Annotated in this window: 27 protein-coding genes; 20 read left to right on the top strand and 7 right to left on the bottom strand. The window is 63.1% G+C overall.

Annotated elements, in window-relative coordinates; all coding sequences use genetic code 11:
• Positions 1-54: 54 nt before the first annotated feature.
• The 8 genes from VVT58_RS08375 (at position 55) to VVT58_RS08410 (ending at position 7,695) form a co-directional block, all read left to right on the top strand.
• Positions 55-561 (top strand): GNAT family N-acetyltransferase, encoded by a 507-nt coding sequence (locus tag VVT58_RS08375; RefSeq protein ID WP_327753708.1) that lies wholly within the window; start codon positions 55-57, stop codon positions 559-561.
• A 27-nt stretch (positions 562-588) separates the two neighbouring features.
• Complete coding sequence (locus VVT58_RS08380; RefSeq protein WP_087573155.1) at positions 589-1,224, top strand: YqaA family protein; 636 nt, start codon at positions 589-591, stop codon at positions 1,222-1,224.
• A gap of 11 nt (positions 1,225-1,235) precedes the next feature.
• Positions 1,236-2,840 (top strand): apolipoprotein N-acyltransferase, encoded by a 1,605-nt coding sequence (gene lnt, locus VVT58_RS08385; RefSeq protein ID WP_327753707.1) that lies wholly within the window; start codon positions 1,236-1,238, stop codon positions 2,838-2,840.
• Between the two features lie 58 nt (positions 2,841-2,898).
• Positions 2,899-4,107 (top strand): methionine adenosyltransferase, encoded by a 1,209-nt coding sequence (gene metK / locus VVT58_RS08390; RefSeq protein ID WP_066555579.1) that lies wholly within the window; start codon positions 2,899-2,901, stop codon positions 4,105-4,107.
• Between the two features lie 18 nt (positions 4,108-4,125).
• Positions 4,126-4,626, top strand: a complete 501-nt coding sequence (locus tag VVT58_RS08395) for a hypothetical protein (RefSeq protein WP_327753406.1) — start codon at positions 4,126-4,128, stop codon at positions 4,624-4,626.
• Positions 4,627-4,754: 128 nt separating this feature from the next.
• The gene (locus VVT58_RS08400; protein WP_176596126.1) at positions 4,755-4,943 is read left to right on the top strand and encodes a hypothetical protein; all 189 of its coding nucleotides are present in this window, start codon (positions 4,755-4,757) and stop codon (positions 4,941-4,943) included.
• A gap of 177 nt (positions 4,944-5,120) precedes the next feature.
• Positions 5,121-5,852: a tRNA (guanosine(46)-N(7))-methyltransferase TrmB gene (locus tag VVT58_RS08405; protein WP_066555576.1), complete on the top strand. Its 732-nt coding sequence runs from the start codon at positions 5,121-5,123 to the stop codon at positions 5,850-5,852.
• 301 nt (positions 5,853-6,153) lie between these two features.
• Complete coding sequence (locus VVT58_RS08410; RefSeq protein ID WP_327753405.1) at positions 6,154-7,695, top strand: right-handed parallel beta-helix repeat-containing protein; 1,542 nt, start codon at positions 6,154-6,156, stop codon at positions 7,693-7,695.
• Between the two features lie 176 nt (positions 7,696-7,871).
• On the opposite strand, the gene VVT58_RS08415 is transcribed toward VVT58_RS08410, so the two are convergent.
• The 5 genes from VVT58_RS08415 to VVT58_RS08435 form a co-directional block, all read right to left on the bottom strand.
• Entirely contained in the window at positions 7,872-8,420 is a 549-nt protein-coding gene (locus VVT58_RS08415; protein WP_066561476.1) for a hypothetical protein, read from the bottom strand.
• Between the two features lie 159 nt (positions 8,421-8,579).
• Positions 8,580-10,937: a TonB-dependent receptor gene (locus VVT58_RS08420; protein ID WP_327753404.1), complete on the bottom strand. Its 2,358-nt coding sequence runs from the start codon at positions 10,935-10,937 to the stop codon at positions 8,580-8,582.
• Positions 10,938-11,076: 139 nt separating this feature from the next.
• Positions 11,077-11,436 carry a LysR family transcriptional regulator gene (locus VVT58_RS08425; RefSeq protein ID WP_327753403.1) on the bottom strand — a complete coding sequence of 120 codons (360 nt, stop codon included), beginning with the start codon at positions 11,434-11,436 and terminating at the stop codon, positions 11,077-11,079.
• 61 nt (positions 11,437-11,497) lie between these two features.
• Positions 11,498-11,749, bottom strand: a complete 252-nt coding sequence (locus VVT58_RS08430; protein ID WP_066555568.1) for a hypothetical protein — start codon at positions 11,747-11,749, stop codon at positions 11,498-11,500.
• A gap of 108 nt (positions 11,750-11,857) precedes the next feature.
• Complete coding sequence (locus VVT58_RS08435) at positions 11,858-12,085, bottom strand: hypothetical protein (RefSeq protein WP_327753400.1); 228 nt, start codon at positions 12,083-12,085, stop codon at positions 11,858-11,860.
• Positions 12,086-12,274: 189 nt separating this feature from the next.
• Between VVT58_RS08435 and VVT58_RS08440 the strand changes: the two genes are divergently transcribed.
• Together VVT58_RS08440 and VVT58_RS08445 are read left to right on the top strand one after the other, a co-directional pair.
• On the top strand, positions 12,275-13,387 hold the full coding sequence (locus VVT58_RS08440; RefSeq protein WP_327753399.1) for a histidine kinase: 1,113 nt from the start codon (positions 12,275-12,277) through the stop codon (positions 13,385-13,387).
• Positions 13,388-14,131 (top strand): LytTR family DNA-binding domain-containing protein, encoded by a 744-nt coding sequence (locus tag VVT58_RS08445; RefSeq protein WP_327753398.1) that lies wholly within the window; start codon positions 13,388-13,390, stop codon positions 14,129-14,131.
• Between the two features lie 71 nt (positions 14,132-14,202).
• On the opposite strand, the gene VVT58_RS08450 is transcribed toward VVT58_RS08445, so the two are convergent.
• The gene (locus VVT58_RS08450; RefSeq protein ID WP_066555562.1) at positions 14,203-14,547 is read right to left on the bottom strand and encodes a UrcA family protein; all 345 of its coding nucleotides are present in this window, start codon (positions 14,545-14,547) and stop codon (positions 14,203-14,205) included.
• A gap of 547 nt (positions 14,548-15,094) precedes the next feature.
• Positions 15,095-15,667, bottom strand: coding sequence for a septal ring lytic transglycosylase RlpA family protein (locus tag VVT58_RS08455; RefSeq protein ID WP_327753397.1), 573 nt, complete (start codon positions 15,665-15,667; stop codon positions 15,095-15,097).
• 123 nt (positions 15,668-15,790) lie between these two features.
• Here VVT58_RS08455 and uvrA point away from each other — a divergent pair, with 123 nt between their 5' ends.
• The 10 genes from uvrA to VVT58_RS08505 all read left to right on the top strand — a co-directional run bounded on the left by uvrA (position 15,791) and on the right by VVT58_RS08505 (position 23,501).
• Positions 15,791-18,739, top strand: a complete 2,949-nt coding sequence (gene uvrA, locus VVT58_RS08460; RefSeq protein WP_327753396.1) for an excinuclease ABC subunit UvrA — start codon at positions 15,791-15,793, stop codon at positions 18,737-18,739.
• A gap of 55 nt (positions 18,740-18,794) precedes the next feature.
• Positions 18,795-19,643, top strand: a complete 849-nt coding sequence (locus tag VVT58_RS08465; RefSeq protein ID WP_327753395.1) for a ParA family protein — start codon at positions 18,795-18,797, stop codon at positions 19,641-19,643.
• Positions 19,640-20,107: a hypothetical protein gene (locus tag VVT58_RS08470; RefSeq protein WP_327753394.1), complete on the top strand. Its 468-nt coding sequence runs from the start codon at positions 19,640-19,642 to the stop codon at positions 20,105-20,107. Before VVT58_RS08465 ends, VVT58_RS08470 begins: the two co-directional genes overlap by 4 nt.
• 48 nt (positions 20,108-20,155) lie before the next feature.
• The gene (locus tag VVT58_RS08475; RefSeq protein WP_351999957.1) at positions 20,156-20,704 is read left to right on the top strand and encodes a hypothetical protein; all 549 of its coding nucleotides are present in this window, start codon (positions 20,156-20,158) and stop codon (positions 20,702-20,704) included.
• Positions 20,679-20,861, top strand: coding sequence for a hypothetical protein (locus tag VVT58_RS08480; RefSeq protein WP_327753392.1), 183 nt, complete (start codon positions 20,679-20,681; stop codon positions 20,859-20,861). Before VVT58_RS08475 ends, VVT58_RS08480 begins: the two co-directional genes overlap by 26 nt.
• A gap of 95 nt (positions 20,862-20,956) precedes the next feature.
• Positions 20,957-21,955: a hypothetical protein gene (locus VVT58_RS08485; protein ID WP_327753391.1), complete on the top strand. Its 999-nt coding sequence runs from the start codon at positions 20,957-20,959 to the stop codon at positions 21,953-21,955.
• 191 nt (positions 21,956-22,146) lie between these two features.
• Positions 22,147-22,359, top strand: coding sequence for a cold-shock protein (locus VVT58_RS08490; RefSeq protein WP_066555555.1), 213 nt, complete (start codon positions 22,147-22,149; stop codon positions 22,357-22,359).
• A gap of 63 nt (positions 22,360-22,422) precedes the next feature.
• On the top strand, positions 22,423-22,605 hold the full coding sequence (locus tag VVT58_RS08495; protein WP_066555553.1) for a hypothetical protein: 183 nt from the start codon (positions 22,423-22,425) through the stop codon (positions 22,603-22,605).
• A gap of 156 nt (positions 22,606-22,761) precedes the next feature.
• Complete coding sequence (locus VVT58_RS08500; protein ID WP_087576311.1) at positions 22,762-22,983, top strand: hypothetical protein; 222 nt, start codon at positions 22,762-22,764, stop codon at positions 22,981-22,983.
• A 173-nt stretch (positions 22,984-23,156) separates the two neighbouring features.
• Positions 23,157-23,501, top strand: a complete 345-nt coding sequence (locus tag VVT58_RS08505; RefSeq protein WP_327753390.1) for a glycine zipper 2TM domain-containing protein — start codon at positions 23,157-23,159, stop codon at positions 23,499-23,501.
• The last annotated feature ends 14 nt before the right edge of the window (positions 23,502-23,515 follow it).

Here is a 23,515-nt window from a genome sequence, read left to right on the forward strand (position 1 = left end):
ACCGTGCCGATCAAGCCTCTGTCGCTTCCATCACAGCCGCGTTACAGCCCGGCCATGGATATCCGCCCCGCCTCCTCATCGGACCTCCCCCGGCTTCACCCCATCATCGAGCGCGCCTATCGCGGCGACGCCGCCCGCCAAAGCTGGGCGATCGAATCCGCCCCGCCCGCCAGCCCCCGCACCAGCATCGCTGCGCTCGAAGCGATTCTCGCCAGCCCCGCCGAACGGCTGCTGGTCGCGCTGGGAACGGACGGCGCGCCCATCGGCTGCGTCCAGATCTCCGACCGGGGCGATGGCCGGGCCTATCTCGGCCTGCTGTGCGTCGATCCCGGCCTCCAGTCGGGCGGCCTCGGCCACCGCCTCATCGCCGCCGCCGAACAGCTCGCCGCAACCGCCTTCGGCGCCCGGCAGATGGAAATGACCGTCATCTCCACCCACGACAAACTTATCCAATATTATCAACGCCGTGGCTATCATCCTACCGGAGAGCACCGCCCCTACCCCGTCCCGCTCGACCCGCCTCAACAGATGATCGTCCTGGCAAAAGCACTGGCGGCCTGAAAGCAGTTCGGCTACGGCCTCAACCCGATGCTGACCAAGCTTTACCAATGGACGCTGGCGAAAGCCGCCCACGCCCACGCCGAACGCTGGCTCTTTATCATCAGTTTTCTGGAATCGAGTTTCTTCCCGATTCCGCCGCATCCGCTGCTGGGCCTGATGTGCCTCGCCCGCCCGGAACGCGCGATCCGCTTCGGCCTGATCTGCACCATCGCTTCGGTGATGGGTGGCCTGCTGGGCTATGCCATCGGCCATTTCGTCTATGAAGCCGTCGGCCAGCAGATTTTGCACGCCCTTGGCCTCGCCGCCAAATTCCCGGTCGCGGCCTGCTATCTGCGCGACTATGGAGCGGAGATCATATTGATCAAGGGCGCGACGCCCATCCCCTTCAAGCTCATCACCATTACGGCGGGCTTTATCGGCCTGTCTCTCTTCACCTTCCTCTGGGCCAGCATCCTCAGCCGCGCCTTCCAGTTCATGCTGGTGGGCTTTCTGTTCTGGAAATTCGGCCGCCCGATTAAGGCGTTCATCGAAAAATATCTCGGCCTGCTGTCGGCCGGTTTCCTGGTCCTGGTGATAGGCGGCTTCATCGCGGCCTCGGCGCTGTCGGGCGGCGGGGACAAGAGCGACAAGTGCAGCCACGCCACCATGGCAAGCCTGCGCTGAGCCGCACCGGCATGAAGGACATTCCGGCCCGCTTCCCGAAGCTCACCGCCCTGCTCGCCGGATTCGTGGCGGCGACCGGCTTCGAACCGCTCAAACTCTGGCCCGTCACCCTGGCCTGCTTCGCGCTCCTCATCGTCCTGATCGAGCGCGCGCCCGACCGCCGCAGCGCTTTCCTGCGCGGCTGGCTGTTCGGCGTCGGTCATTTCACCCTCGGCCTCAACTGGATCGCCCACGCCTTCACCTTCCAGGACGCGATGCCCCACTGGTTCGGCTACGGCGCGGTCATCCTCCTGTCGCTCTACCTCGCAGCCTATCCCGGCCTGGCCACTCTCGCCGCCTGGTGGCTAAGAAACCACATGTTCCTGCGAAGGCAGGAACCCAGTCCCGCCGTCAGAACTGGACTCCTGCCTCCGCAGGAGCATGCTACACTTCCTTTCACCCTCATCTTCGCCGCCACTTGGCTAGCCTCGGAATATCTCCGCGCCACCGCCTTCACCGGCTTTGCGTGGAACCCGCTGGGCGTCACCCTCCTCCCCACCGGCATGGCCATCGCCTCCACCCTCATCGGCACCTACGGCCTGGGCGCCCTCGCCATCCTCGCATCCGGCGCGCTCCTTCTGATCCTCCGCCGCCAGATCAAGCCCGCCGCCGCCATAACCATCCCCCTCATTGCCATGGCCCTGTGGGGCCATCTCTCCCCCGCGCCATCCACCCCGACAGGCGCGCCGCGCATCCGCGTGGTCCAGCCCAATATCGGCCAGGACGAAAAATATTCCCCCGAACTCGAACAGGCGCATTTCCGCACCCTGGCAACCCTTTCAGGCACCCCCCGCCCCGCCCCGCGCCTGATCTTCTGGCCCGAAGCCGCCATCCCTGCCTATCTCGACCTGGAACCGGAATGGCGCGCCCGCCTGGCTGGACTGCTCGGCCCCGGCGACCTCCTCATGACCGGCGCCACCAAGGTCTATTTCAAACAGATCGAGAAAGAAGGCGTCACGGAAAACGCCCTGGCGGGCGCGAACAACAGCCTGTTCATCGTCGACCCGCAGGCCCGCCTGCTCGGCCGCTACGACAAGTCGCACCTGGTCCCCTATGGCGAATATCTGCCGATGCGCCAGATTCTCCAGCCGCTCGGCCTTTCCCGCCTCGTCCCCGGCGATGTCGATTTCTGGCCCGGCCCCGGCCCGCAAAGCCTGACCCTGCCCGCCACCCTGGGCCGACCCCAACTCAAAATGGGCGTCCAGATCTGCTACGAGATCATCTTCTCCGGCCAGGTGGTAGATAAAGCCAACCGGCCAAACTTCCTCTTCAACCCCTCCAACGACGCCTGGTTCGGCAGTTGGGGTCCGGTCCAGCATCTCGCCCAGGCCCGCCTCCGCGCAATTGAGGAGGGCATCCCCATCATCCGCTCCACCCCCACCGGAATCTCCGCCGTGGTCGATGCCCGCGGCCATATATGGAGCAGTATCGGCCACCACCGCGCCGGTTTCCTCGACACCGCGCTCCCCACCGCCCTTTCGCCGACGCTGTTCTCGCGCCTCGGTAATTGGGCGCCGTTCGGCTTCATGATCGCGCTCGTCGCACTGGCCATTGCCACCCGCAGAACGACCCGCTAATAGCCACATAAACTTTTCTTTATGTCGCTTGTCCGCACAGCGTGCTAACGGGAGTCCCATGCGCAACAACTATCTCTTCACCTCGGAATCGGTTTCCGAAGGCCATCCCGACAAGGTCGCAGACCAGATTTCCGACGCCATCGTCGACCTGTTCCTGTCGAAGGACCCCGAAGCCCGCATCGCCTGCGAAACGCTGACCACGACCCAGCTCGTGGTGCTGGCGGGCGAAATCCGCTGCAAGGGCGTCTATGAAAACGACGCCTGGGCGCCCGGCGCACAGGAAGAGATCGAGCGCACCGTCCGTGAGACTGTCAAGCGCATCGGCTATGAGCAGGACGGCTTCCACTGGGAAACCTTCCGCTTCGAAAACAACCTCCACGGCCAGTCCGCGCACATCGCGCAGGGCGTCGACGCCGCGGGCAACAAGGATGAAGGCGCCGGCGACCAGGGCATCATGTTCGGCTTCGCCTGCGACGAAACGCCGGACCTCATGCCCGCCACGCTGGACTACAGCCACAAGATCCTGGCCAAGATGGCCGCCGACCGCCACTCCGGCCGCGCCCCCTTCCTGGAGCCGGACGCCAAGAGCCAGGTGACCCTGCGCTTCGAAAACGGCAAGCCCGCAGCCGCCACCGCCATCGTCGTCTCGACCCAGCACGCGCCGGGCTATGACGAGGGCGCGAAGGAAGCCGAACTCAAAAATTATGTGAAGGGCGTTATCGCGGAAGTGCTCCCCGGCGAGCTGCTCTCTGACGAGACCGTCTATCACATCAACCCGACCGGCAGCTTCGAAATCGGCGGGCCGGACGGCGACGCAGGCCTCACCGGCCGCAAGATCATCGTCGACACCTATGGCGGCGCCTCGCCCCATGGCGGCGGCGCGTTCAGCGGCAAGGATCCGACCAAGGTGGACCGCTCGGCGGCCTACATCACCCGTTATCTGGCAAAGAACATCGTCGCCGCCGGCCTCGCCAAGCGTTGCACGATCCAGCTCGCCTACGCCATCGGCGTGTCGGAGCCGCTTTCGCTCTATGTCGACACCCACGGCACCGGCACGGTGGACGACGACAAGATCGAGGACGCGATCAAGAGCATCAAGGAACTGGGCGGCCTCACCCCGCGCGGCATCCGCACGCATCTCGGCCTCAACAAGCCGATCTACCAGCCCTCGGCCGCCTATGGCCATTTCGGGCGGAAGGCCGAAGGCGACTTCTTCCCCTGGGAACGCACGGACCTGGTGGAAAAGCTGAAGGCCGCCATCGCCTGACATAGAATGGGGGAAATCATGGGACGGAAGCACCGCACGACCATCGCCACTCTGGCCATGTCAGCGGCGCTCGCCGCTTCCGTCCCATCCCCAACCCTGGCCGCTCCCGCCAGGACGGCCGCCGATGCGGCGATCTTTCGCGCCGCAGGCCTCAAGAACAACGGTCGCGGCTGGATCAGCGGCTGCGATGAATCCGGCCAGCCGCCTTTGCCCGCCACGATAGACGAACGCCGCGACCTGAACGGCGACGGCCGCCCGGAAGCCGTCGTCTCCGAATCCAGCGGCTATTGCTACGGCAATACCGGCCAGGCCTTCTGGCTGCTCAGCCAGCAGGCCGACGGCAGTTGGAAACTGATGGCGCATGAAACCGGCATCCCCGAATTTCTGGCCGGCAAGGGCGCGGGCGGCTGGCCCGATCTTTCGGTCGGCGGCCCCGGTTTCTGCTTCCCCGTCCTGCGCTGGAACGGCCGAAACTACGCCTTCCATCGCCGCGCCTATGAAGGAAAGCCCTGCCGCTGACCGGCCCCGCATGACGGCAATATGAAGAAAAGTTCATTAGGCCCGAACGGGAAAAACGCCCATAAGCAGGTCGTCGGGTCCGCACCCCTGTCGGGCCCGGCAACTCCCTCTTTTGAAAGGGAATTGCGATGACTTCGGTGTCCCGGAAGCTGACCTCCGCCCTCCTCGGCCTCGCCCTCTTGGCTGGCAGCGCCGCTCCCGCGCTCGCCGCGCCCTGCAAGGACGCCAAGGGCAAATTCGTCAAATGCCCGCCCAAGCCGGTCGCCAAAAAAGGCCCGTGCAAGGATGCCAAGGGCCGCTTCATCAAATGCAAATAAGCTGAAGGCGCTTCGCCTCAACCCCGCATCCGTTTCGCAAGTACCAGCCCAGCGCGGCTAGCCCCGGCGCTGCGGCTCCCAGCCTCCTGCCCCCGGCCAATCTCCTCAACACCGGGGGCAGGAGGCGCCCCATATCCCCGCTTGCCCCCATCGCCGCCGCCCGCTATCGGCGCGCCCATGACGACGCATGAAACTGGGCATGAAACGGGGCATGAATCCGGGTATAAATCCGGCGATCCCACCACGCTCAACCGCCTCTATGGCCGCCAGTCCGGGCACAAGCTGCGCGCAGCCCAACAGGAACTTGTCGACACGCTGCTCCCCGCCCTCTCCGTCCCTGAAGAGGGCGAAATCACCGCCGCGAACCTGTTCGGCTATGACCGCCCGCTGCATTTCGAGATCGGCTTCGGCGGCGGCGAACATCTCGCCTATCGCGCCGACCTGCTGCCCGACCATGGCTTCATCGGCTGCGAGCCCTTTCTGAACGGCGTCGTCACCGCGCTCGGCCATGTCCGCGACAAGGCGCTGGGCAATGTCCGCCTCCACATGGGCGACGCGCTGTCGGTCCTCAGCCGCATCCCCGACGGCGCGCTCAGCTTCGTCTACCTCCTCCATCCCGATCCCTGGCCCAAGGCGCGCCACGCCAAGCGGCGGATGATGAACCCCGGCCCTGTGGCGATGATCGCGAAAAAGCTGAAACCCGGCGGCGAATTCCGCTTCGGCACGGATCACCCCATCTATCTGCGCTGGGCGCTGATGGTGATGAACGGCCATCCCGACTTCGAATGGCTGGCCAGCGAACCCAGGGATTTCCAGGTCCGCCCCGGCGGCTGGCCCGAAACCCGCTACGAAGCCAAAGCCCGCCGCCTGGGCCACGAAGTCTGGTACTTCCGCTACAGGCGCATCTGACGACAGGCGACGGACAAGTCGCGGAACAGCCCTCCTGATCTCCCAAAACAAAGAAACCCCGCCGGAGCAAGCTCTACGGCGGGGCCAAGGTTCAGGGAGGAGTCACTCCAAGGGGAAGGAATGACCCAACCTATCTAAGCGACGTTCGATGACGATTCAAGGACATGTCATCCTGCCGTCGCTGATGCGCCACTCTGCGGAGCGCCCCACGCCGTCTTCATTGACCGTTCAGCCATTTCATATCAGGCTGACGACAAGATCATATCGCTCCGAAAGCCATATTGCTCCGAAAGATCGTAACGTGCGCAAATCCTATCGGGCGTTCATCCTTCCGGCGTTGCTTCTGTCATCCGGCCTCGTCGCGACGGCCCATGCCGAAACCTATTATGTCGATTCCCGTCTTGGCGATGATCGTTCCGGCGGAACATCCGCCGATCAGCCCTGGCGATCCCTTGCCCGCGTCAATAGCTGGCCGTTTCAACCCGGCGATCAAATCCTGCTGACGGCGGGATCGGCGTGGAAGGAACCCTTGACGATCACCCGATCGGGCAAGGCCGGATCGCCCATCACGATCGCGGCGACAGGCTCCGGCTCCAGGCCGCGTATCGATGCAGGCGGCGTTTCCGAATATGCGATAGGCGTGATCAACGCGGAATATGTCGCGGTTAGCGGGCTGGAGGTCACCAACGACGCCCCCTCGCCAGCGCCGCGAACCGGCGTGCTGGTGCGGGCCGAAAACCGGGGCGTGACGCGGGGCATCCGCATCAGCGACAATTATGTCCACGATGTCCGGGGCACCAACGACCGCAAGGACAATGGCGGGATAGTGTTCAGCGCCACCGGCAAGACAGTGGCCACCCGCTTCCAGGATCTGACGGTCGAGCGCAACATCGTCTGGCGCGTCGATCGTTCGGGCATTGCCGGGATCAGCGACCGGGTGTCGTTCCTGGACTGGTTCCCCAGCAAGAATGTCGTCATCCGCGACAATTATCTGGAGGATATCGGCGGGGACGGCATCGTGCCCCGCGGCACCGACGGCGCGCTCATCGAGCATAATATCGTCCGCTATGCCGGCAGCCGCGCACCGGGCTATAATGCGGGCATATGGCAATGGAGCACCGACAACAGCCTGATCCAGCTCAACGAGGCGGCCCATACCCGGACCCGCTATGACGGCCAGGGTTTCGATTCCGACTATAATTCGCGGCGGACGACCTTCCTCTACAATTACAGCCACGACAATGCGGGCGGGTTCCTGCTGATCTGCTCGCCACGGCGCAACGGCAAGGACAATCTGGGCAATCGCGGCACGGTGGCCCGCTACAATGTCAGCCGCAATGACGGCACCCGCATATTCCAGCTCTCCGGCAATGTGTCCGACGCTCGGATCGAAAAGAACGTCATCCATGTGGGCAAGGCGATGGACGTCCAGATGATCGTCGCGACCGAATGGCAGGGCTGGGCCCGCAATGTCCGTTTTGCAGGCAATGTCTTCAAGGTGGCGGGCACGGCCCGTTATGGCAGCGAGAAAGGACGCAGCGGCCCCGACTATCTGATCAAGGCCGGCTTCTCCCCCGCCGAAGCCATCCGCTTCAAGCGGAACAGCTATTTCGGCAGCCATGTGGACTTGCCGGAGGATGGAACCGGCCAGTCCGTCCTGCCCTATCGGGAAGCCGCGTCGGACTGGCAGGTGCCGACCTTCGATCCCGCCAGGGCTGACGGGTTCACCGAATTTCTCGCCCGTCATCGCGCCTGGATGTTGGCGATGCTGACCCGGGAGTTGGAGGCGCCCGTCACGCCGAAGCAACCGCGCCGCAGTTCGATCTTCGAAACCCGGCGCTGATCCGCAGCGTCAAAGAAGCCCCATCTTTACGAAGCTTGCCCACCTTCCCCGTCAAGGGGCGCGAGCATTTGCAAGCAGGGGAAAAAGGCAACGGCGCGCCGAACCCTGCCCGCCGCACCGTCATGGCTGCCTTCACAGCGCCCCTCCCCCCGGACGGGCGCGCCCTTTGAAAAGGCTCAGTTCGCCTTGCTCAAATCCACCTTCTCGACCCATTCGGGGTAGAAGGTCGGCTCCCGATTCGACCAGCCCACTGCGGTGGCCGCCGCCTCGCTGATCGACTGGAGCAACGCCCGGCGCTTTTCCGGATGGAGATGCGGCAGGCTGGCCGCCGCGCAGAAAGCCCCCGGCAACCACGGCCGCGCACCCGCCCCGAGCAGCCGCTCATACAGGAAGCGATAGGCCGAAAAACTGCCCAGCCGGTCCTGCCCCAGATCGAAGGCCGAAATCGTCACCAGCGGCGCCATGAACGGCTCCATCTGGTCCAGGCCGCTGTCATCGGGCACGCGGGCCTTGATCTCCTCAAGCCGCCCATAGATCCGCGCCTGCGCCCGGATGCTCGCCTCCTCCACCATGTCCCGCGACCACAGCTTCATGGCGTCGCGCCGGTGGAGGCCGATATCCAGCGATCTTCGGATATAACGCTGCGTAGCGGCCGGGAAACTGGCGAATTCACGCAATTCCGCCAGGGTGATCGCCCCATCCGCTGGTCTTGCACTGGTGCCCATGCTCTTGCCCTCCGACTTCAAGTCGTAAGCAGAACATGCGCCCCATATGGTTACTGCAAGCTTAAGCGCCGGTTCTGCCGACAAGCACAGGGAATCATTTTTCTTTGTGCAGCGCAACATGTAATTTTTGTGAATGCGCCCAATCGAGTAACGAAGCGGTCACCCGCCCCATTTCGTCCGCAGCGTCACGCCCACCGTGCGCGGCTCGCTGGGTGTCCCGACGATCAACCCGCTATTCCCGGCCTGCACCGTCAGATTCTGCATATAATCCTTGTCGAACAGATTGCGCGCGAACACCGCCACTTCCCATCGCGGCGACCGATAACCGATGCTGCCATTGACCAGCGTATAGCCCTTGATGACGGTATAGGCCGATCCGGTGGCATCCCCCAAAAGCCGGGTCCGCGTCACCGCATCCCCGCGCAGGAACAACTCGCCCTCCCGCGCTCCGATCGCCAGCGGCACATGATATTCGCCACCCGCCGATCCGACCCATTTCGGCAGGCCCGGCATCCGCTGCCCCGAAAGATCGCACTGCGCCGTGCCCGTGCCGGTCCGCTCGATCGGACAAGGGCTCTTGGGATAGCGCACATATTTGCCGTCCGAATAGGCACCCAAAGCCCGCAGCACCAGCCGTGATCCGATTCGCGCCGCCGCGTCGAACTCGATGCCCTTCACCCTCACCTTGGGAATGTTGGCCAGATAGCTGCGCAGCGCCACCGTGGCCGAACTGTCGACCACATTGGCCTGAAAATCCGTCACGTCGATATGATAGGCATCGATATTGAAGGTCAGCGCATCATCGAACAGCCGCGTCTTGAACCCCGCCTCCCAGGTGGTGTTCGTCTCCGGCCGGACGACGGCGGTGGTCAGCACCGCCTGGTTGGAGGCATTGACCGGCAGACCCGACATGTTGATCCCGCCCGACTTCTGCCCCTTGGCGAAGCCGACATAGCCCATGATCCCCTCCATCAGATCATAGGCGACATTCACCCGTCCCGACGCGCTGCCATCGCCATCATGCGCGCTGTAACTCTGCGCCCGCAGGATGGATTGCTGGTCCGCCTGCAACGCCGCCGTCGGCGCCACCCCGCCAAAGGTCCGCACGTCATAGACGCCGTCCTTCTCCTCATAGGTATAGCGCAACCCACCCGTCACCGCGAACCGCTCCACCGGCCGCCAGGTCACTTCCCCGAAAATGCCGTAGCTTTCGCTGCGGAAATCGGTCCGCCCATCGGTCTGATAACCATCAAGCAGCGCCGACGTCCGCGTCGCACTCGCTGGCAGCAACCAATAAGTCGCCAGCGGCCCATAAATGCTGATCGGCCGCCCGGTGATCTTCTGGTGGAAATAATAGAGCCCCGCCACATATTCGAGTGGTCCCGGCACATTGGACCCGATCCGGAACTCCTGGCTGAACTGGTCCTGCCGCGAGGGAATATGCTGCGTCGTCTGGATGTGCAGCCCGGTATAGTCGCGATCGTTCGCCGCATCCCAGTTCCAGAAACGCCACGCGCTGATCGAGGTCAGCGTCGTCCCGCCCAACTTCCAGTCGGCGGTCGCGGACACCCCGCCCTCATCGGTATCCACGCCCAAGGGCGCGTCATTACTCGTCACCCGGTCATAGGGATTGAAACTCGGCGGCGCATAAGGCCCACCCGGCGCATTGGCCGCCAGCGAAGCATAGCGCTGCGCGGCGGGCTTCAAGGTCGGCGCCACCCGCACGAAAAGCTGCGCGCAGCAATCATTCCGAAAATTCGCCCAATCCCCGATCAGCCGCAACGAAAAGTCCGGCGAAGGCTGGAACAGCAACTGCCCGCGAATGGCGTCATTGCGGATATCATTCTGACGCTCGCCCTGCGCCACATTCCAGATATAGCCATCCTGCCGCGTTACCGACCCCGACAGCCGGAAGGCCAGCACATCGCCCGCAACCGGCCCCGTCACCGCCGCCTTGGCCTGCACGAAATCGCGGCTTCCATAGGAAAGCTCCGCCTCCGCCCCGAAATCGAAGCCCGGCTTCTTCGTGACGATGCTGATCGCGCCCGCCACGCTGTTCTTCCCGAACAAGGTGCCCTGCGGCCCGCGCAGCACCTCGATCCGCTCGACATCGGCAAAGTCGAACGCCGCCGTGGCAGGCCGCGCATGATAGACCCCGTCGACATAGAAGCCCACGCCCGGCTCCAGCCCGTCATTGGCCTGACTCACCGCCACCACGCTCGACCCCAGGCCGCGAATGGTGAAGGCGGTGTTGCGCGGATTGGCCGAGCTATAGTTGAGCGCGGGCACCAACTGGCTCAACTGGTTGGTGTTGACCGTATAGGTCCGCGTCAACTCCTCGCCGCCGACGACGCTCAGCGAAGCGGGCACCTGCTGCGGGTCTTCCTCCCGCAGCCTCGCGGTGACGATGACGACATCCGCCGCCCCCTCCATCTCAGGCGTCTGCGCCGACGCGACCGCCGGAACCGCCACCGAAGCCAGAACAGCCGCCAAAACCCCCTGCGAACCGAATTTCATGATGCCCCCCTCTATGATGGGGCAGGCTCCTATAGGGATCGCAAATGATTCGCTATATATATTCGTATATATCGAACGGCGCCGCATGGTCCCGCGCAGGCACAGGCAGCATCACTCCATCAAAGACATTATTCCCCGCTCACCCCTGCACCGGCAGCGGCTCCAGCCGCACCTCCGCCGCCAGATCGGGCCAGTGCGCCGCATCCGCCACGCCCGTCGCTGCCGCCTGCATCGCCCGATAGCGCGCCAATATCCCGGCGCCATAATCGGTCAGCCGCGCCCCCTCGCTCGATGTCGCGACCAGCGGCATGACCCAACAACGGTTCATCACGTCCACCAGCATCCAGCACCGCCGATAGCTCATCCGCAACTTGCGCCCGGCAGCGGAGATCGACCCCTCGCTGGCAATGGCGTCCAGCAGGTCGGCCTTGCCCGGACCCATGGCGATCTCCCCGCCACAATAAATCTGTATCTTGATCTTCAGCGCCGGCCCACTCATGCCGCCATTATGACATGGCGGCCCCCGCAGGCCAATGCGCTGCTTGCCTGATCGGCCCGGATCAGCCGGCCCTGCGCTCCAGCACCGCGCCGATCATGCTGCGCCACACCGCCACGTCGCCCGCTTGCGCCATTTGCGCATCGGGTTCGCGCAGCGTGTGCAGGATCGCATAGGCATCGTCGACATGATTGTGCCAACTGGCATCGACTGCGCTCGCCGCATGCGGATCGCTGCCCCCGCCATTCAGGCTGAGCTGGCGCCCGGCCAGCACGCGGGCAATGCGTTCGATCGCGGGAGTGGCGGAAGTCGGCATATGAAGTAGCTCCTCTCACCTGCGAAAAGCAGCGTCGCCGCCGCCTTCCCAACCGATCATATCACGATTTCGCAACCCGTCTATGACTGGCCGTCCATGACTGGCCGTCTATCGCTCGTCCTTCCTATCCTTCCCCTCAGGAAAGCCCGAAGACGGCACCGGATCGCCATGATCGCCCGGCGCGGTGGCGGAGGGGGGATCGGACGCATCCATGCTGTCCTTCAACCCCTCGTCCAGCTTTTCTTCCTGGGTCACGGCATGGTCCTGCGCATCGGTCGGGCGCTTGTCGCCCGCTTCCTCGCGGCTGTTGGGACGAATATCCGTCTTGTCGCTCATCACTCTCTCCTTATCGGCGCAAGCGGCGCCTCTCCGGATCAACGGGCGGCATCGACAAGCGGTTCCGCTCATCGACCCCGCTCTCCTTGATCGACCCCACTCTCCTTGATCGACCAACGCATGGAACCCTTCGACCAGCTTCGCCGCCAAGGGGCGACAGCATGCGCGCCTTGGCCTAGACTTTTCCTCATGATCATAAAAAATGAAGACGGCGAGCCGGGCGTGCCGCCGACGGCCGCACTTTATTCGATACTGGGTTTCTGGTTCTTCTACGCGGTGCTGGTGACGCTGCGCGCTTCGGTCATGGGGTTCGAGGCGCAGGGGGCCATGGCCGCCCGCCGCGCCGTGGTGACGGTGATCGGCATCGTCGTCACCTGGGTTCTCTATCTCTGCCTGCGCCGCTTCGACCGCCAGCCGCTGACGACCCGCATCATCGCCGCCTTCACCCTGGCCGCGCCCTTCGCGCTGGCGACGGCGGCGGCCAATTTCTATGTCTTCAACATCTACGATCCGGCATCCCTCTTCCCCGATCCTGACTATCAGAAATATGCCAGCGAACAGGGTTTCGCCCTGATGCAGATCGTGGAAGACGCGATCAGCCGCTATTTCTTCCTCGCCGCCTGGGCCGGTCTGTATCTCGCCCTTTCCTACGCCAGCGAAGCCCACCGCACCGAACGCCGCGCCGTCCGGCTGGAACAGGCCGCGCAACAGGCTGAACTGCGCTCCCTGCGCTATCAGGTGAACCCGCATTTCCTGTTCAACACGCTGAATTCGCTCTCCTCCCTCGTCATGAAGGACCGGCGCGACGAGGCGGAACAGATGATCCTCTCCCTCTCCAATTTCTATCGCACCAGCCTGACCGGCGACCCGCTGGAGGATGTGTCCCTGGAGGAGGAAGTGCACCTCCAGAAACTCTATCTGGATATCGAGGCGGTCCGCTTCCCCGATCGCCTCTCCACCAGCATCCAGGTTCCGGACGGGCTTCTCACCGCCTGCGTGCCCGGCCTGATCCTGCAGCCTCTGGTCGAAAATGCGATCAAATATGGCGTGTCGCGCACGTCCAGCCCCGTCACCATCACCATCGCAGCGCGGGAAGAGGACGGCATGCTCCACCTCAGCGTCAACGACAATGGCGACAAGCCGCCGAGCGAAGCCGATGCGGGCAGCGGCATCGGCCTCGCCAATGTGCGCGATCGCCTGACCGCCCGCTTCGGCGCACTGGGCCGGATCGACTATGGCCCGCGTCCCGGCGGCGGCTTTGTCGTAGACCTCACCCTTCCCATCATCCGCCGGAGTATCTGAATGACCATCAGGACGCTGATCGTCGACGATGAACCTTTGGCGGTCGAACGCCTCCAGATGCTGTGCGCCCGTGAACCGCGCATCGCCCTGGTCGGCACCGCAAGCGACGGCGAGGCCGCGCTGCGCCTGATCGAGGGGCTGGAGCCGGATCTGGTGATGCTCGACATCGCCATGCCGCTGCTCGACGGCATCGGCGTGGCGCGAGCCACCTCCCGCATGGGCATCTGCCCGGCGGTGATCTTCGTCACCGCGTTCGAGGGGTTCGCGGTGGAGGCCTTCGACCTCGCCGCCGTGGACTATCTGTTAAAGCCGGTCGCCCACGAACGCCTGTCCCGCGCGATCGACCGGGTCGAGCAAGCCCTGGGCAACCGCGCCGCGCCTTCCCCCGCCACCAGCGCGGAGGACGAACCGGAATGGGCCGAGGAATTCTGGGTGCCGCACCGCTCCGAACTGATCCGCATCGGCGCCGCCCAGATCGATCGGATCGAGGCGGAACGCGACTATATGCGCCTGCATGTGGGAGCCAACAGCTATCTCCTGCACCAGACGATCAGTTCGCTGGAAAACCGGCTCGACCCGCAGCAATTCGTCCGCCTGCACCGATCGCATATCGTGCGCCGCGACCATATCGCCCGGCTGCGCCACGACGGCAGCGGCGTCTGGTCCGCCTGTCTGGCCGACGATACGGAAATCCGCATCGGCCGCACCTATCTCGCCAACGCCCGGGCCATGGCGGGGCGGTGACTTCGCATTTCTTTTCCCAAGAAAAAAGGCCCGGGAAACCGGGCCTTTTTTCCAAAACCAATCCAGGAAATTCAGTTCCCGGCGCCGACCGGCTTTTCCTTGCCCATATCGGCAAAACGCTCGCCGCTCTGCGCCTTGGCGACCGCCAGTTCCACCGAATTGCGGACATGCGCGGCGGCGACCTGCTGGCACTTCGCGATCGCGGCGGTGGCGTCGCTGGTCGGGCAGACCTTTGCGGCGGCGCGCTTGATCCGGACGTTCAGGATGCGCTGGTCGCTCTTCTTCGACAGGTCCAGATCATGATAGCTGACCTCGACGCTCTTCCCGTTGGACTCGAATTCGATGGCGGACGCGGTGCCGGCGACGCCCAGGGCGGCTATGGTGGCAAGGGCGGCGGCGAACTTGATGGCGGTCATGGCAATGTCTCCTCAACGCTATGCTTTTACCGGCCCGCTCGCGCGAAATTCGGGGCGGGCCTCAAGCGAAGAGAAGAGAAAGGCCTCGAACAGTTCATCGTCTCTGTCTTCGCCCAGCCTGTTTAGGATGATTGCCAATGCACCGCTTTTCGCTTTCGACCGGCACCTAGCCCGGTCTGCCAACGACGCCCTTGTCGACCAAATGCAGTCTGGCTTGGACGAACGACAATTTTACACCAAAAAAACAAGCTTTCCCTAGCGTAAAATTACAAATGTTTAACAAGCGGCGCATATAAAAAAGCACCCCCGGCGCAAGGGAAAGGCCGGGGGTGCATCCAGGAAGCTGTCGGGCTCTCCGGGATCTCTTTCAAACTGTTACCAGCGAGACGACCTCGCACCGGCCGATCCGTACCGGGTCATCGCTGTGTCGATCATCATCATAGCGCCAGTGCCGAACGACCGTTTTTCCCATTCGATGATCCGTCGACCCGTCCCGCCCGGCAGCATCCATCGGGGATGAACCGACGACAGGCTTCCACGAACGACATCAGCGTCCCTGCGCGTCAAGCTGCGCCCGCAAATTGGCCAATGCCCGGTCGTCGACCGTCGGCCGCTCGGGCGCCTCCTTCCCCTCGCGCAGCTTCCTGCGGTCCTTCTCCGGCGGCTCCACCACCCGCACCCGGACCGGCGCGTGCCCGGTGGCCCTGATCCCCAACTGCTCCGCCGCGCCCCGCGACAGGTCGATGATCCGCCCCCGCCCGGCAAACGGTCCGCGATCGTTCACCCGCACCAATATGGTCCGCCCCGTCTCCAGCGACGTCACCTCGACATAGCTCGGCAGGGGCAAGGTCGTATGCGCCGCCGTCACCGCCTTGGGAACGAAGCGTTCGCCATTGGCCGTCTGGCTGCCGGACTCATGCCCGTACCAGCTCGCATAGCCCAGATAGTCGTAGCGCGGATCGGCGGCAGGCACATAGGTCACGCCCCGCACGCTATAAGGCTTCCCCACGCGCACCGGCAGGTCGCTCACCGGCCGGTATTTGACGCCCCCGCCACAGGCCGCCAGCGCCACCGCGGCGACCAGCGCCCCACACCGCATCCGAACCGAAATCCCGCTCATCCCCCAGCCCTAACCCAGCCACCCGCCGGAGAAAAGCCGCCGCCTTTTCCTTTCACCGCGCAGACCCTATCTTGCGCCCGACCGGGCCTTGCCCTCAAAGAACAAATCTGGAACAACACGCCCATGAGTCTCACCACTATTTCCGTGCGCGGCGCGCGCGAGCACAACCTCAAGGGCGTCGACGTCGACCTCCCCCGCGACAGCCTGATCGTGATCACGGGCCTCTCCGGCTCGGGCAAATCCTCGCTCGCCTTCGACACCATCTATGCCGAGGGTCAGCGCCGCTATGTGGAGTCCCTCTCCGCCTATGCCCGCCAGTTTCTGGAGATGATGCAGAAGCCCGATGTCGAGCATATTGAGGGGCTCTCCCCCGCCATCTCCATCGAGCAGAAGACGACCAGCCGCAACCCCCGCTCGACGGTGGCGACGGTCACGGAAATCTACGACTATATGCGCCTCCTCTGGGCGCGCGTCGGCATCCCCTATTCGCCCGCGACCGGCCTCCCCATCAGCGCCCAGACGGTCAGCCAGATGGTCGACCGCGTGATGCAGCTCCCCGAAGGCACCCGCTTCTACCTCCTCGCCCCCGTGGTGCGCGGCCGCAAAGGCGAATATCGCAAGGAACTGGCGGAGTGGCAAAAGGCAGGCTTCACCCGCGTCCGCATCGACGGCGAACTCTACGCGATCGAGGACGCCCCCGCCCTCGACAAGAAATATAAGCATGACATCGAAGTTGTCGTCGACCGCCTCGCCGTCACGGACGACATGTCCACCCGCCTCGCGGACAGCTTCGAACAAGCCCTGAAACTGGCGGATGGCCTGGCCTATGTCGACCTGGCGGACGGCACCGTAGCCGACCTCACCTCTCCCCTCCCGCAGGCGGGAGGGGCCGGGGGTGGGCAAAGCGCAACCGCCGGCAAAATGAAAAACGCCGAAATCCCCGCCAACCGCATCGTCTTCAGCGAGAAATTCGCCTGCCCCGTCAGCGGCTTCACCATATCGGAGATCGAGCCCCGCCTCTTCTCCTTCAACGCCCCGCAAGGCGCCTGCCCCGCCTGCGATGGCCTCGGCGAACGGCAGTTATTCGACCCCGAACTGGTCGTCCCCAACGAAGCCCTGTCCTTGAAAAAAGGCGCCATCGTCCCCTGGGCCAAGTCCAACCCGCCCAGCCCCTATTATATGCAAGTCCTGGGCAGCCTCGCCAAAGAATTCGGCTTCTCCCTCGAAACCCCATGGCAAGACCTCCCCGCAGAGGTGAAAATCATCATCCTCCACGGCACCGCAGGCAAACCCGTCACCCTGCGCTTCGTCGACGGCAAGAAAAGCTATGAGGTCAAGAAACCCTTCGAAGGCGTAATCGGCAACTTGAACCGCCGCCTGCTCCAGACCGAATCCGCCTGGATGCGCGAGGAACTGAGCAAATATCAGACCGCCATGCCGTGCGAGACATGCGACGGCGCCCGCCTCAAGCCCGAAGCCCGCGCCGTCAAGATCGCCGGGGAAGACATCTCCCTGTCCACCCGCCGCTCCGTGGTCGACGCCCTGCGCTTCTTCCAGACCCTCCCCACCCACCTCAACGACCAGCAGAACCAGATCGCCAAGGCCATCCTCAAGGAAATCGTGGAGCGCCTCGGCTTCCTCAACAATGTCGGCCTGGATTACCTCAACCTCGACCGCACCAGCGGCACCCTGTCCGGCGGCGAGTCCCAGCGCATCCGCCTCGCGTCGCAAATCGGCAGCGGCCTCTCGGGCGTCCTCTACGTCCTCGACGAACCGTCGATCGGCCTGCACCAGCGCGACAATGACCGCCTGCTCATCACCCTGAAACGCCTGCGCGACCTCGGCAACACCGTCATCGTCGTGGAGCATGATGAGGACGCGATCCGCACCGCCGACTATATCGTCGACATGGGGCCGGGCGCAGGCGTCCACGGCGGCGAGATCGTGGCCCAGGGCAGCCTCAACGAACTGCTCGCCCACCGCGACAGTCTGACCGCCGATTATCTCAACGGCACCCGCCGCATCGAAGTCCCGACCAGGCGCCGCAAGGGCACCGGCAAGAAACTCACCGTCCACAACGCCCGCGCCAACAATCTGCAAGGCGTCACCGCCAGCATCCCGCTCGGCACCTTCACCTGCATCACCGGCGTATCGGGCTCGGGCAAGTCCAGCTTCACCATCGACACCCTCTACGCCGCCTCGGCCCGCGCCCTCAACGGCGCCCGCATCGTCGCGGGGCCGCATGACAAGATCACCGGCCTCGAACATTGCGACAAGGTGATCGACATCGACCAGTCGCCCATCGGCCGCACCCCGCGCTCCAACCCGGCGACCTATACCGGCGCCTTCACCAACATCCGCGACTGGTTCGCGGGCCTCCCGGAGAGCCAAGCCCGCGGCTACAAGCCCGGCCGTTTCTCCTTCAACGTCAAGGGCGGCCGCTGCGAAGCCTGCACCGGCGACGGCCTCATCAAGATCGAGATGCACTTCCTCCCCGATGTGTACGTCACCTGCGACGTCTGCCACGGCGCCCGCTACAATCGCGAGACGCTGGAGGTGAAGTTCAAGGGCCACAGCATCGCCGACGTACTCGACATGACGGTCGAGGACGCGGTGGAATTCTTCAAGGCCGTCCCCCCCATCCGCGACAAGATGGCGATGCTGGCCGAAGTGGGCCTCGGCTATGTCAAGGTCGGCCAACAGGCCACCACCCTGTCCGGCGGCGAAGCCCAACGCGTCAAACTCGCCAAGGAACTCTCCCGCCGCGCCACCGGCAACACGCTCTATATCTTGGACGAACCCACCACCGGCCTCCACTTCGAGGACGTCCGCAAGCTGCTCGAAGTCCTCCACGCGCTGGTCGAACAGGGCAACAGCGTGGTCGTGATCGAGCATAATCTGGACGTCATCAAGACCGCCGACTGGATCATCGACATGGGGCCAGAGGGCGGCGTCAAGGGCGGTGAAGTAGTGGCCGAAGGCACGCCGGAAAAGGTCGCGAAGAACGCCCGAAGCTTTACCGGGCGCTATCTCGCGCCGTTGTTGGGGATGGAGGCAGTGGCGGCGGAGTAATATCCTCTTGTAGATCGGGAAACTCAAAAATATACTTAAGGCAAAAGGGGGATTTATGCCGGTAGTAGTTTCTTTAATAAACATGAAAGGCGGAGTTGGCAAAACTACGCTTGCATTCAACCTTGCTTGGTTTGCGAGCCACACGCAAAATAAAAGAGTTCTTGTTGTTGACTTGGATCCCCAAGCGAACGCCAGTCAGTATTTAATGGGGGTAAAAAAATACCTTGACCACATCAAGCAGAATAAACCGACAATAGTCAATATACTTGAGCAATTTACACCAGCATTTTTGGGAAATCCTGCGCCATCTCCTGTTTCCGCTAGCAGCGTGATCACCCCAATAAAGAGATGGCAAGATGGGAGCCTGATTGATCTTATTCCGTCTAGGCTCGAACTCGCATGGACGTTGAAAAATCCTACATCCAAGGATCATCTCCTTGCCAAATTTTTAGCAGAACACGCTGAAAATTATGATTTGATCATTATAGATTGTGCACCTACTGAATCCATTTTGACTGTAGCTGCCTATCGAGCAAGTCGATACGTTCTTATACCTGTGAAGCCAGAATTTTTGGCCGCAATCGGTTTGCCTTTGCTAGTGCGGTCGATCAATGATTTCCATTCATCATACGGGCAGCATCATTTAGATATTGCGGGTATCGTTTTCACCGACGCTGACCCTCAACAGGTCAAACCGGAGCATATCGCAGGCAGAAACGACGTCATTGCCGTTGCCAATCAGCATGGGTGGCCGATATTTTCCAATGAACTCCGGCATTCGGATTCATACCCTCGAGGAGCGAGAGACGGCGATCCCATATTTATGACAGATTATGCACGCTGGTGGGTGATCGACGAGTTTAAGGCTCTCGGCGCAGAGTTCATGAAGAGTATAGGACTATGACAACACAAGCTCGCCAGCTCATATTAGAGCTTTTGTTGCTTCGAGAAAAATTCTCAGAACGTGACATCAAAACCGCTCTCGGCATTCTTACGGAAAGACGATCAGATACATTTTTCCGAGAATTATCTATTCTTTATGAAAGTTCAACAGAAATTACGAAGGTCAGGCAGAAAACAAAGCCTGCGCTGAAAACGGATGCATTGTTAAAAAAAAGACGGGACAATCTGATTAGAGGCATTAGAGAAAATTCCCCATCTTCAAGAAAAATGCTGTCTTCTCTAGCAGATAAGTTCGGTCTTAAATTTGAGCCTGATAGTTCAGACGAATTTCGTTTGATTGTGACGGAAAAGCTGAAGAACTTTAGCGATAAAGAATTGCGTGCTTTTTTTGATGTGACTCGTGATCGATCAACTCCAGATCAAGGTTATTTGGGGCTTGCCAATTTTCTTATTAAAAAGGACTAAGCGTTCAGCTTAAGGTTACCAAACATAGGCAGTCTAAATGAGACGACTATGAATCCTTACCGGCCCGAATTTACGGCCGCGCTCGAAATGTTCGCCCGCATCAGCGATGCAATGGCGGCAGCTAGCCTTTCACGCCCTATCCTTGTCGGTGGTGCAGCGGTCGAAATCTATTCTCTGAGCAGCATCAACACTGGCGACTTCGACATCGTAACTGGCGCACAGACCAGTTTCGAGGATATTCTTATCGAACATGGCTTTGTGCGCCCTTCCGGCCCCGGCATGGCGACGCGCGGATGGATACACTCCGATTTAAAACTCGGCTTCGAAGTGGTGTCGTCAACTCTTCTCGACGGACAGGCGGAACGCGACCGGGTCCGTCCCATCCGCGTTGGCAACTGCGGCATTATCGAGGTGATCGCGACAGAAGACATCATTGCTGACCGCATGGGCCAATATGCCTCCGGCACCGCGCAGGATATGCTGGATCAGGCCCGCACCCTCTTCGCTCTGTCCGAAGACCTCGATCTGGGCTATATGGAAAGACGCATCCGCTACGAAACGGCAGGCGACTATGGCGTCGAAGACCTCAACCCCTGAACCGATCACGCTCGAAGAACTCGGGCGCAAGATCGCACGCCGCCGCGCCGAACTCGGCATCACCGACGCCGACATGCCCCGCAACAGCGGCACCCGCCGCACGGCCAGCAAGAAGGCGCTGCTCAAAGCCATCAAGGACGCCGGGGGCAACTGGTAAACCGCCCGCCCCAATCGTTCCCATTTTGTTCTGTCCTACAGACCCTCCCCCATAGTATCTCCCCGGCAAACCCTCCCATAAAAAGGAGCTTTGCCATGACCTGCCAATTCCCTCCCCTCCCCACGCCCGCGCAGCAAATCCGCGCCGACGGCTGGAGCCCCGCTCGCCAGCGCCACTTCCTCGAAACCCTCGCCGCCACCGGCGTCATACGCGCGGCCTGCGACGCCGCGTTCATCTCCACGCGCTCGGCCTATGCCCTGCGCATCCGCCGCGACGGCGCGGCCTTTCGCCTCGGCTGGGACGCGGCCATCCTCATCGCCCGCGCGCGCCTTGCCGATGAACTGCTCGCCCGCGCCCTCACCGGCAGCGAGGAAGTGATCCGCAAAGACGCGGAAGCCAACAAAATCACCCGCCACCGCCACGACAACCGGCTCGCCATGTCGATGCTCGCGCGGCTGGATCGCATGGCGGACAGCCCGCCCGACGGCAGCGACGCCGCGCTCGCCCGCGTCGTGGCGCAGGATTTCGCCGCCTATCTCGACCTGATCTGCCCGGATGAGCAGGCGGCGGACCGCACCGACGCGGCGCCCTCCGGCGCGGAACCGCAGCCCCGCGAAACGGACGAGGCCGAGCCGCTAGACGCCGCCATGCTCGATACGCCCGCCATCGAACAGGCCGCCACCGCCCTGTCGCCGGGCGCGTCCGCCGCGCTGTTCGTCGCGGCGCGGATGGCCCTCAGCGAACGCGGCAAAGCCGACCCCCTCGATGAACGGTGTGAACTTCGCCCAATTTCGGCGGCATCGCCCGTCGAACGGGCGACCCTCCCGCCGGAGGAGGCCGCCGCCCGGCTGCGCGGCATATGGTGGGACGAATATCGGGAAAGCTGGCGCACCGACTATCCCGCGCCGCCCGGTTTCGACGGCAATGAAAGCGACGATATCTACGACATCGACGCCTATGAGCGCGACCTGAGCCCCCAGGAGGAAGAAGCGCTGGCCGCGTGGGATGCGCAGCAGCGCCGCCCCTATCAGGATGCCGCCGCCCGCGCCCGCGACGTCTTTTTCGGCTTTGCCGCGCTGGAAGACGCGGGATGATGGCTGCCCGGCGCGGCTTTGCTTTGGGCCAAATTTGCTATTTCGCCCCAAAGCGCTTACATACGCCGATGCTACAGTCGCAAATCGACGGTCTTCGGCGCTTTGCGGCACCAAACTCCTTCTTTCCCTGCCCCTCTAGCAACCGGCCCGTCCACGTTGGACGCGCCGCGTGAAAGAAGGAAACTACCCAAATGAGCATCGTCGGAACCGTCAAATTCTTCAACGCCGACAAGGGCTATGGCTTCATCGCCCCCGATGACGGCAGCCCGGACGCCTTCGTCCACATCTCCGCCGTCGAGCGCGCTGGCCTCGCCACGCTGCGCGAAAAGGACCGCGTCTCCTATGATCTGGAGCAGGACAAGCGCGGCAAGATGGCGGCGGTGAATATCCAGCACGCAGAATAATGCGCTGCTGACAGGACGGGCGCCGTTTCGCATGGCGCCCGCCCCTTTTCCAAGGAGCGTCTCATGGCCAATCCCGATTTCCGCGCCCTCGCCAGTCAGGCCCGGAGCGAAGCCGACGCCACCACCCTGGACAATGTTCGTCAACGCTGCCTCCGTTCGGAAGCCGCCTTCATCATCATGGCGCAGCGGCAGGAATTCGTCGACCGCAGCCGCGCCCGCCGCGAGGCCGCCGCAGCCGCGATCTGAACGCGCCGCTCCTCGCCTTATCCCATCGGACCAGCGCCGCCTGCGCGCCCTGCTCCTTGCATCGACTGCCCCGCTCGCTCTGCCGCACGGCCCCGGAACCGATCCTTACAGGCGATGTTATCCTTGCAAATCCACCCGGAACAAGGAGACTATCCCATGATCCGCACCCTGATCTTCGGCGCGATCGCCGGCTATGTCGGCAAGAAACTCTATGACGAAGGCAAGCTGACCGAGTTCAAGGACGACCTCGTGGCCCGCTACAACCAGGCCAGAACCGACCTCGACAAACGCCGCGAAGGCGAGACCTCCCTGGACGCCAACCCGAACCTCGTGTCCCCTGCGACCCATAGCGCGCGCAGCGCGCCATTGGTGTCCTGACGCCAGCCAGAATGATTTCCCAGCGGCCGAATACCCTCTCGCCGTTGGCTTCCCTGCCCGCCCGGTTGCCCTTCCCCCTTTCGGGCGGCCGCGGCGGGCGGACTATTTTGCGCAACTTCTGGTTCTCAGGCGGGTTAATCCCAAAGCAGGGATAAAATGAGGAGAGAAGAACCATGCGCCCCCCCCTATTGGCAGCCGCACTGCTTGCACTGCCGTTGACGGCCTGCGTTTCCGATGGCGACGGCAACCGTTATGGCTACGACCGTCCCACCTATGGCCAGCGCACCAGCGGCCGCCCGATCGGTGACAATGACTATATCTACCGCGACAATGACGGCCGCTATTATTGCAAGCGCGACGACGGCACCACCGGCACCATCGTCGGCGCCATAGCGGGCGGCGTATTGGGCAACATCATCGCTCCGGGCGGTTCCAAGACGCTGGGCACGATCCTGGGCGGCGCTGGCGGCGCGCTGGCGGGGCGAGCTATCGACAAGAGCGACGTCCGCTGCGAATAAGGCGGACACCAAAA

It is taken from the genome of Sphingobium sp. SJ10-10 (assembly GCF_036038995.2).
Lineage (GTDB): Bacteria > Pseudomonadota > Alphaproteobacteria > Sphingomonadales > Sphingomonadaceae > Sphingobium.

Coding starts and splice junctions, on each gene's coding strand:
- VVT58_RS08375 (WP_327753708.1), top strand. CDS start 55: ATGGATATCCGCCCCGCCTCCTCATCGGACCTCCCCCGGCTTCACCCC.
- VVT58_RS08380 (WP_087573155.1), top strand. CDS start 589: ATGCTGACCAAGCTTTACCAATGGACGCTGGCGAAAGCCGCCCACGCC.
- lnt (WP_327753707.1), top strand. CDS start 1,236: ATGAAGGACATTCCGGCCCGCTTCCCGAAGCTCACCGCCCTGCTCGCC.
- metK (WP_066555579.1), top strand. CDS start 2,899: ATGCGCAACAACTATCTCTTCACCTCGGAATCGGTTTCCGAAGGCCAT.
- VVT58_RS08395 (WP_327753406.1), top strand. CDS start 4,126: ATGGGACGGAAGCACCGCACGACCATCGCCACTCTGGCCATGTCAGCG.
- VVT58_RS08400 (WP_176596126.1), top strand. CDS start 4,755: ATGACTTCGGTGTCCCGGAAGCTGACCTCCGCCCTCCTCGGCCTCGCC.
- VVT58_RS08405 (WP_066555576.1), top strand. CDS start 5,121: ATGACGACGCATGAAACTGGGCATGAAACGGGGCATGAATCCGGGTAT.
- VVT58_RS08415 (WP_066561476.1), bottom strand. CDS start 8,420: ATGGGCACCAGTGCAAGACCAGCGGATGGGGCGATCACCCTGGCGGAA.
- VVT58_RS08420 (WP_327753404.1), bottom strand. CDS start 10,937: ATGAAATTCGGTTCGCAGGGGGTTTTGGCGGCTGTTCTGGCTTCGGTG.
- VVT58_RS08425 (WP_327753403.1), bottom strand. CDS start 11,436: ATGAGTGGGCCGGCGCTGAAGATCAAGATACAGATTTATTGTGGCGGG.
- VVT58_RS08430 (WP_066555568.1), bottom strand. CDS start 11,749: ATGCCGACTTCCGCCACTCCCGCGATCGAACGCATTGCCCGCGTGCTG.
- VVT58_RS08435 (WP_327753400.1), bottom strand. CDS start 12,085: ATGAGCGACAAGACGGATATTCGTCCCAACAGCCGCGAGGAAGCGGGC.
- VVT58_RS08440 (WP_327753399.1), top strand. CDS start 12,275: ATGATCATAAAAAATGAAGACGGCGAGCCGGGCGTGCCGCCGACGGCC.
- VVT58_RS08445 (WP_327753398.1), top strand. CDS start 13,388: ATGACCATCAGGACGCTGATCGTCGACGATGAACCTTTGGCGGTCGAA.
- VVT58_RS08450 (WP_066555562.1), bottom strand. CDS start 14,547: ATGACCGCCATCAAGTTCGCCGCCGCCCTTGCCACCATAGCCGCCCTG.
- VVT58_RS08455 (WP_327753397.1), bottom strand. CDS start 15,667: ATGAGCGGGATTTCGGTTCGGATGCGGTGTGGGGCGCTGGTCGCCGCG.
- uvrA (WP_327753396.1), top strand. CDS start 15,791: ATGAGTCTCACCACTATTTCCGTGCGCGGCGCGCGCGAGCACAACCTC.
- VVT58_RS08465 (WP_327753395.1), top strand. CDS start 18,795: ATGCCGGTAGTAGTTTCTTTAATAAACATGAAAGGCGGAGTTGGCAAA.
- VVT58_RS08470 (WP_327753394.1), top strand. CDS start 19,640: ATGACAACACAAGCTCGCCAGCTCATATTAGAGCTTTTGTTGCTTCGA.
- VVT58_RS08475 (WP_351999957.1), top strand. CDS start 20,156: ATGAATCCTTACCGGCCCGAATTTACGGCCGCGCTCGAAATGTTCGCC.
- VVT58_RS08480 (WP_327753392.1), top strand. CDS start 20,679: ATGGCGTCGAAGACCTCAACCCCTGAACCGATCACGCTCGAAGAACTC.
- VVT58_RS08485 (WP_327753391.1), top strand. CDS start 20,957: ATGACCTGCCAATTCCCTCCCCTCCCCACGCCCGCGCAGCAAATCCGC.
- VVT58_RS08490 (WP_066555555.1), top strand. CDS start 22,147: ATGAGCATCGTCGGAACCGTCAAATTCTTCAACGCCGACAAGGGCTAT.
- VVT58_RS08495 (WP_066555553.1), top strand. CDS start 22,423: ATGGCCAATCCCGATTTCCGCGCCCTCGCCAGTCAGGCCCGGAGCGAA.
- VVT58_RS08500 (WP_087576311.1), top strand. CDS start 22,762: ATGATCCGCACCCTGATCTTCGGCGCGATCGCCGGCTATGTCGGCAAG.
- VVT58_RS08505 (WP_327753390.1), top strand. CDS start 23,157: ATGCGCCCCCCCCTATTGGCAGCCGCACTGCTTGCACTGCCGTTGACG.